This window comes from Caulobacter sp. GW822-FHT01G02, from assembly GCF_058802865.1.
The window spans coordinates 397,417-403,438 of sequence record NZ_JBXAON010000006.1; the positions used below are offsets into that span (position 1 = coordinate 397,417).

Sequence of the window (6,022 nt, forward strand, 5' to 3'; positions counted from 1 at the left end):
TCCTTCATAGTGGACTATGGCCGCTCTTCCGCCGCCACCCGCTGGATCAACCCCCGCAGCAGGCCGCGTCCCTTCACCCACGCCCCGTGCCCCGAATCCACATTGATGTGCCCCGCGCGGCCGAGATCCACGAACTCCGACCCCCAGCTTCGCGCGAACGCTTCGGCGCGTTCGAGTTCGACGTAAGGGTCGTCGCGGCTGGCCACGACCAGGCTGGGGAAGGGCAGGCGCTGGCGGGGGATCGGCGAGAAGCCGACCAGCAGGCGGCCGGCCGGGCCCTCGCGATTGACGTCGGCCGGCGCGACCAGCATGGCCCCGCCGACGCCGCGTCCGCCGGTCACCTGGGCCAGGTGGCAGATCAGGGCGCAGCCCAGGCTGTGGGCGACAAGGATCGCGCCGGGGTTCTGGCGGATCGCCTCGGCCAGGCTGATGGTCCAGTCGCCCAGCAGGGGGCGTTCCCAATCCTGTTGCTCGACCCGCTGGGCGTTTGGAAGCGCGCGCTCCCAATGGCTCTGCCAGTGGTCGGGACCGGAATTGTAGAGGCCCGGCACGATCAGGATCGGCGGCCATTCTGGTTCGTAATTGGCACGGTCGCGGCGGGGCGCTTCGAAGAGGGCGGGCGTAGGGGTCATGGGCGTGCTCTGGCTACCCAGCGGAGATGCCCCATTCCAACGCCGGGAGACAATTCATATCCATTCGATAGGAATTGAGAAAAGCTGGGGTGAGACCGTGATTTCGCCCCAGCTCTTTGGTCGGCGCTTAGGCCGCGATCTTGTCGCCGCGATGCAGCGGGTCGGGCAGGGGATCGCCCGACTTCACGAACTGCAGCGAGACCGAGTTGATGCAGTAGCGCAGGCGCGTCGGGGCGGGGCCGTCGGGGAAGACGTGGCCCTGGTGGCTGTCGCAGCGGGCGCAGCGGGTCTCGATGCGGACCATGCCATACGAGTCGTCGCGGACGCCCAGCACGTGGTCTTCGGCGAAGGGGGCGTAGAAGCTGGGCCAGCCCGTGCCGCTCTCGAACTTGGTCTCGTGCTTGAACAGCGGCAGGCCGCACAGGCGGCAGGCGTAGACGCCCGGGCTCTTCTCGCCCAGCAGGCCGCCGCAGAACGGAGCCTCGGTGCCGTGGTGCAGAAGGACTCGCGCCTCCTCGGCCGTCAGGTCGGCCTCCAGGCGTTCGCGCTCGGCCTCGGTCGGCGGCGTCAGGTCGAATCCGGCGGTTGAAAGGGCGGCTGTGTCTGTCATGACGGACAATGTAAGTGCTTACGCGTTGATCCGGTAGAACCCAGGAGTCGCCCTATGACCGTCGCCGTCGCCTTTTTGCAGCCCGGCTGGGCCGATTGGGAAGCCGGGAGCGTGCTGGCCCTGCTGCGCCGCGAGCTGAAGGTCCAGATCGAGGTCGCCACGCCCGACGGCGAGCCCGAGACCTCGATCGGCGGGGTGCTGGCCGCGGCCGACTACCGCTTCGACGATCCGGTGCTGAACGACGCCGACGTCTTCATCCTGATCGGCAGCGACTCGTGGGCCGAGGGCGAGAACAAGGCGGTCAGCGGCCTGCTGCGCCAGGCCTTCGCCGACGGCAAGGTGGTGGCCGGCATCTGCGCCGGAACCACGGCCCTGGCCCATGCCGGGCTGTTCGAGGGGCGCAAGCACACCTCGAACGGACGGGACTGGCTGGCCAAGACCGTCACCGACTATCCGGGCGCCGAGCACTATGTCGACACGCCCAAGGCCGTCAGCGACGGCAAGGTGGTCAGCGCCTCAGGCCTGGCGCCGGTGACGTTCGCCGCCGCCGTCGCCCGCCTGATCGCCCCGGAAGCCGAGGAGGCGATCGCGGGCTACGAGGCGATGTTCGCGCGGGAGTTTTCGGAAGGCTGAACTCAAAATCCCGATCTTCCCGGCCTTCGCCGGGGAAATCGGATGAAGGGGTTATTTGAGCGCGGCGGGTCCGACGCGGCGGTCCTTAGGCGGTAGCCTTCATGGCAGCACGACCTCGTCGTTCAGGGCGGTGTTTTGCGGTTGGGCGGTGACGATGCGGACCCGCAGGCCCTGGGCCTTTACGCCGGCCGGGATCTTCAGCTTCACCGAAGCGGTCTTGGGCAGCAGGTCCAGCGGCGCCTTCAGGGTCGGCGTCGGGGCGCTGGCCAGCACCTTGCCGGCCGCATCGATCAGCTCCAGCCTGGCCGCCTGAGCGTCCTGGGCCCCGAGGCTGTGGACCGTGGCGGAGATGGTCGAACCTTTCACCACGACGTCGCCGCGACCGACGCCGAGGTCGGCGCGCCTGGCCGGATCGTCGCCGGCCGTGACGCGCTTCATGTCGATGACCGTGGTCTGGCGCGGGGCCAGGACGACCTTGGTTCCCAGGCTGCGCTCGAAGGCGAGTGAGCGGGTCTGCGCCGCCCCGTCGATCGCGTCATCGCCATTGGCGTCGAGGCCCTGGCTGAGGCTCCACTGGCCGGGCGCGACGTTCCAGCCGGTCATGGTCGCCGTTACCGGCTTGTCGGTGGTGTTGTAGGCGATGACCTTGAAGCCGGTCTTGGTGGCGTCCTTGACCAGCACCGCCACGTCCGTGCCATCGACGCCGTCGAAGCGCCACGAGACGGTGTGGCCCGGCGTCATCTGCGTGCGCTTGTTGGCGATGCCGCCCAGCCGCGAGCGCTGCAGGATGTCGGACGGCAGCTCCACGCGGTCGGACCACCAATGGCCCTCCGTGTGCATGTACATGTGCTGGGCGTTCCACTGGATCTCGTCGGCGTAGAGGCTTTCGAGGTAGGTCTTATCGCCCGTCAGGTTCCAGGCCGCGTAACGCTCCAGCGCGCCGCCCTTCTTCGCGGCGGCGATGATCTGGTCCTTGTTGGCGTCGGCCAGACCCATCGCGGTCACGGCGTTCTCGTTGATGCTGGAGAGCGACTTGATCCCGTTCTTGCCGATCCGCCAGGTGATCGGGGCCAGGTACTTCCTGTCGCCGGTCAGGCGCCAGGCCTGCCAGAACACCTGGAACGGACCGTCGGCGCCGGAGCCCTGCAGCACCGTGCCGCCGCGCTCGGCGTCGCTGCGCCAGTTGATCTCGTTGGGATAGGAGCCGTCCTTGGCCACGTGGGCCAGATAGCCGTCGGCCAGGCCGATGATCGTGGCCTTCGCGGTCGGATCGCCGTTGAAATCGCTGATCAGGATCGAGGGGTGGGTGACGCCGAACGAATAGGGCTTCTGCCACTCCCACGGGCCCTCGCGGTACGCGATCTTGCCGCTGTACCAGTTGGTGTTGAAGTGGACGTGGCCGGCCGGGTTCCTGTCCACGACGCGGGGCAGGGCCTTCACGGTCGTGAACAGGCGCTCGACCGCCAGCGGATCGCCATAGTTGACGTACATGGCCTCCGAGTTGGAGTTGATGCCCTCTTCGTAGGCGTGCAACTCGTCGGTCACGATGGTCGACAGGCCATCGGTGAACATGCCGTTCTTGTAGACCGCGTCGGTCAGGCGGTTCAGCGAGTGGGTGATCTTGTCCGGCTGGACGCCCATCAGGGCCAGGCCCGGCCACTGTTGCAAGAGGTCGGTGTCGTCCGACAGGCCGCCGCCGAAGTCGCCGAACTCGGCCTGGCGCTCGTCGATCCACCAGTTGACGAACCTGGAGACCAGCTTGAGGTCCTCCAGCTGGCGGAAGGCCCACAGTGGCGTTCCGTCCGTCGGCTTGGGCTGCTCGAACGCCGGCCAGCCCTGGCTGCCATAGGTGATGTCGCCCCAGTATTCGCGGCCGATCTGGTTGTCGGGATCGACGCGCAGCAGGTCGGAGATGTCGGCATAGAGGCGGCGATACAGGCCCTGGCGCTTGGAGGTGGTGTGCTCCTCGACCAGGAAGGCCCAGTTGTCCTTCACCTGATTCAGGCGGTCGGCGACGTGCTCGGCCTTGGCCTTGTCGCGGTCCTTCAGCACCAGGCGGATCCTGGCGCCGTCCAGGGCCTTGGGACCGAAGTCGGCGCTGTCGGCGGCGATGGTCAGGTACAGGCTGTCGGACGTCAGGATGCGGTCGCGCAGGTCGAGCCAGACGGTGCGGGCCTCGCCGGCCTTCACCGAGACGCTGACGTCGATCATGTTCCGGCCCGGCCAGATCGGGTCCTTGACCTGGATGTTCAGCGGGATGATGGCGCCAGCGGCGCCAGGCAGAGAAGGAATGTCGATGGCCACGCCGTCCAGGCCGTCGCGGGCGTTCTCCCAGCCATAGGCCCAGTTGCGGGCCAGGGGCTGAGCGGCCGGCGCGTCGCCGAAGCCCGAGGGGATCAGCACGTGGACGATGGGCAGGCCCCCAATGACTGGCGAGCCGGTGAGGTCGCCGGCGGGCCGCTTGCGGTTGGGCGCGCCTTCCGGCAGGGCCACGACGGTGGCGCGCTCGCCGGCCGGGTGGCGGCCGGTGATGTAGGCGTTGAGGGCGGCCAGGTTCAGATAGTCCGGCGCGACATCGGCGCGGACCACGTAGCTCATCTTGAACGCGTCCTTCGGTTCCGCGCCGGCGGTGACGTTGTAGGCCCAGATCTCCTGGATCGGGGTTTCCTGGGCGACGTTGGTGAAGGTCAGGACGCCGCCGGTCAGCGGCTTGGCCAGGGTGTTGACCGTGCGCTGCTGGTCCTTGACCCGCGAGCCGACGCTGGCGCCCTTGTCACCGGCCTTGGCGGTCCCAAGGGGCGACCAGCTCAGGTCGCCATAGGCCGGACCCTGGATCTCGATGCGGTTCACCGGCTCGTCGGGCAGGGTAAGGGTCAGGGCCTTGCCGCCGTCGACATAGACGTTCCAGTCCGGCAGCTGGAAATAGTCGTTACGGCCGGGCAGGCGCGAGCGGTTGTAGACGCCGGGCCAGGTGGTCTCGGCGATGCCGTCCACGCCCTTCCACATCCATTCCTTGATGTCCTTGGCGTCCTTGAACTCGACCTTGCGGATCGTGGTCTTCTCGTCGGTCAGCAAGGGCGGGGCGGCGAGGTTCCAGCCGTAGCGCTGCTTCCAGGCGGCGTGGATGGCCGGATCGTCGAGCGTCGCCACCGGCGCGGCCGTCGCCGGAGCCTCGTTTCGCGACAGGGCGGCGATGGCGTCGGCGGCCAGCGGACGGTCGTAGACGCGCAACTCGTCCAGGTCGCCGCCGCGGGTGAAGTTGTAGCGGCTCTGCACCTGGTGCGGCGCCACCACGCGGCCGGCGACGCCGAACTGATCGAGGCCCGAGTCATAGACGGCCTTGGCCTCGGTCTTGGCGGCCAGCTTGCCGTCGACGAACAGCTGCACGCCGCTCGTCTCGTCCCAGGTGAAGGCCAGATGCGTCCAGGCGTCCGCGGCCGGGTTCCTGTCGAGCTTGAACGACACGCGGGTGCGCGAGAGGCCGTTGTCGGTGACGAAGGCGTCGAAGCCGTGGCCGTTCCAGTCGATGCGCAGGAACGCCATGTCCCAGCTGGAATGGTCGGCATAGCCGACGCGGAAGATCACGAACGGCGCGACCCCGACCGGATAGCCCGAGCGCCAGAAGAAGGAGAGGGTACCGCGCTGGGCCTGGATGTTGCCGGGCGCGTTCCACGAGACCACGCCGTCGTCCTCGGCGTGGAAGCCCTTGCCCGCCTTGCCATCGGCGATCGGCGTGACCTTGTCGGCGAAGTTGGGGATCGGGTCGCCGGCGGCGACGTCGGCGACCAGGCCCTTGTCGCCAGAGACCTTGAACAGCAGGGCGGGCTCTGACGCCAGGGGGGCGCTCTGAGCCGCCACGGCGGCGTTGGCGAGGATCAGCGCGCAGGCCGAGCCCAGGAAAATCGCCTTCATCGATGGTCTCCTCCCGGTGGCGTTTCATCGCGGCTTCCGCACTAATGGAAACCGGTGTCATGCCTGGGCGCTGGTTTAGCGCCCCAAGGGCAAGCTTGCAAACCCGACGGGGACTGATAGGCCGTGCCGCAAGGCACAAGATCTTTGGGCGGAAGTTGCGATGTTTTCGAAGATACTGATCGCCAACCGGGGCGAGATCGCGGTTCGGGTGATCAAGACGTGCCGTCGGCTGGGG

At 68.1% G+C, this 6,022-nt stretch carries 4 protein-coding genes and 1 pseudogene; 2 read left to right on the forward strand and 3 right to left on the reverse strand.

All coding sequences use genetic code 11. From position 1 onward, the window contains the following. Window positions 1-14: 14 nt before the first annotated feature. Together AC1RNC_RS19560 and msrB are read right to left on the reverse strand one after the other, a co-directional pair. Window positions 15-632, reverse strand: a complete 618-nt coding sequence (locus AC1RNC_RS19560) for an alpha/beta hydrolase (protein WP_492887947.1) — start codon at window positions 630-632, stop codon at window positions 15-17. A gap of 127 nt (window positions 633-759) precedes the next feature. Further along, window positions 760-1,242, reverse strand: coding sequence for a peptide-methionine (R)-S-oxide reductase MsrB (gene msrB / locus AC1RNC_RS19565; RefSeq protein ID WP_125158613.1), 483 nt, complete (start codon window positions 1,240-1,242; stop codon window positions 760-762). Window positions 1,243-1,296: 54 nt separating this feature from the next. On the opposite strand from msrB, the gene AC1RNC_RS19570 reads away from it, so the two are divergent. Next, the gene (locus AC1RNC_RS19570) at window positions 1,297-1,875 is read left to right on the forward strand and encodes a type 1 glutamine amidotransferase family protein (protein ID WP_492887948.1); all 579 of its coding nucleotides are present in this window, start codon (window positions 1,297-1,299) and stop codon (window positions 1,873-1,875) included. 99 nt (window positions 1,876-1,974) lie between these two features. Here AC1RNC_RS19570 and AC1RNC_RS19575 read toward each other — a convergent pair. Further along, window positions 1,975-5,926 (reverse strand): annotated as a pseudogene (locus tag AC1RNC_RS19575) (LamG-like jellyroll fold domain-containing protein). A 21-nt stretch (window positions 5,927-5,947) separates the two neighbouring features. Here AC1RNC_RS19575 and AC1RNC_RS19580 point away from each other — a divergent pair. Beyond that, a partial coding sequence (locus tag AC1RNC_RS19580; protein ID WP_492887963.1) for a biotin carboxylase N-terminal domain-containing protein occupies window positions 5,948-6,022 on the forward strand: 75 nt, incomplete at its 3' end.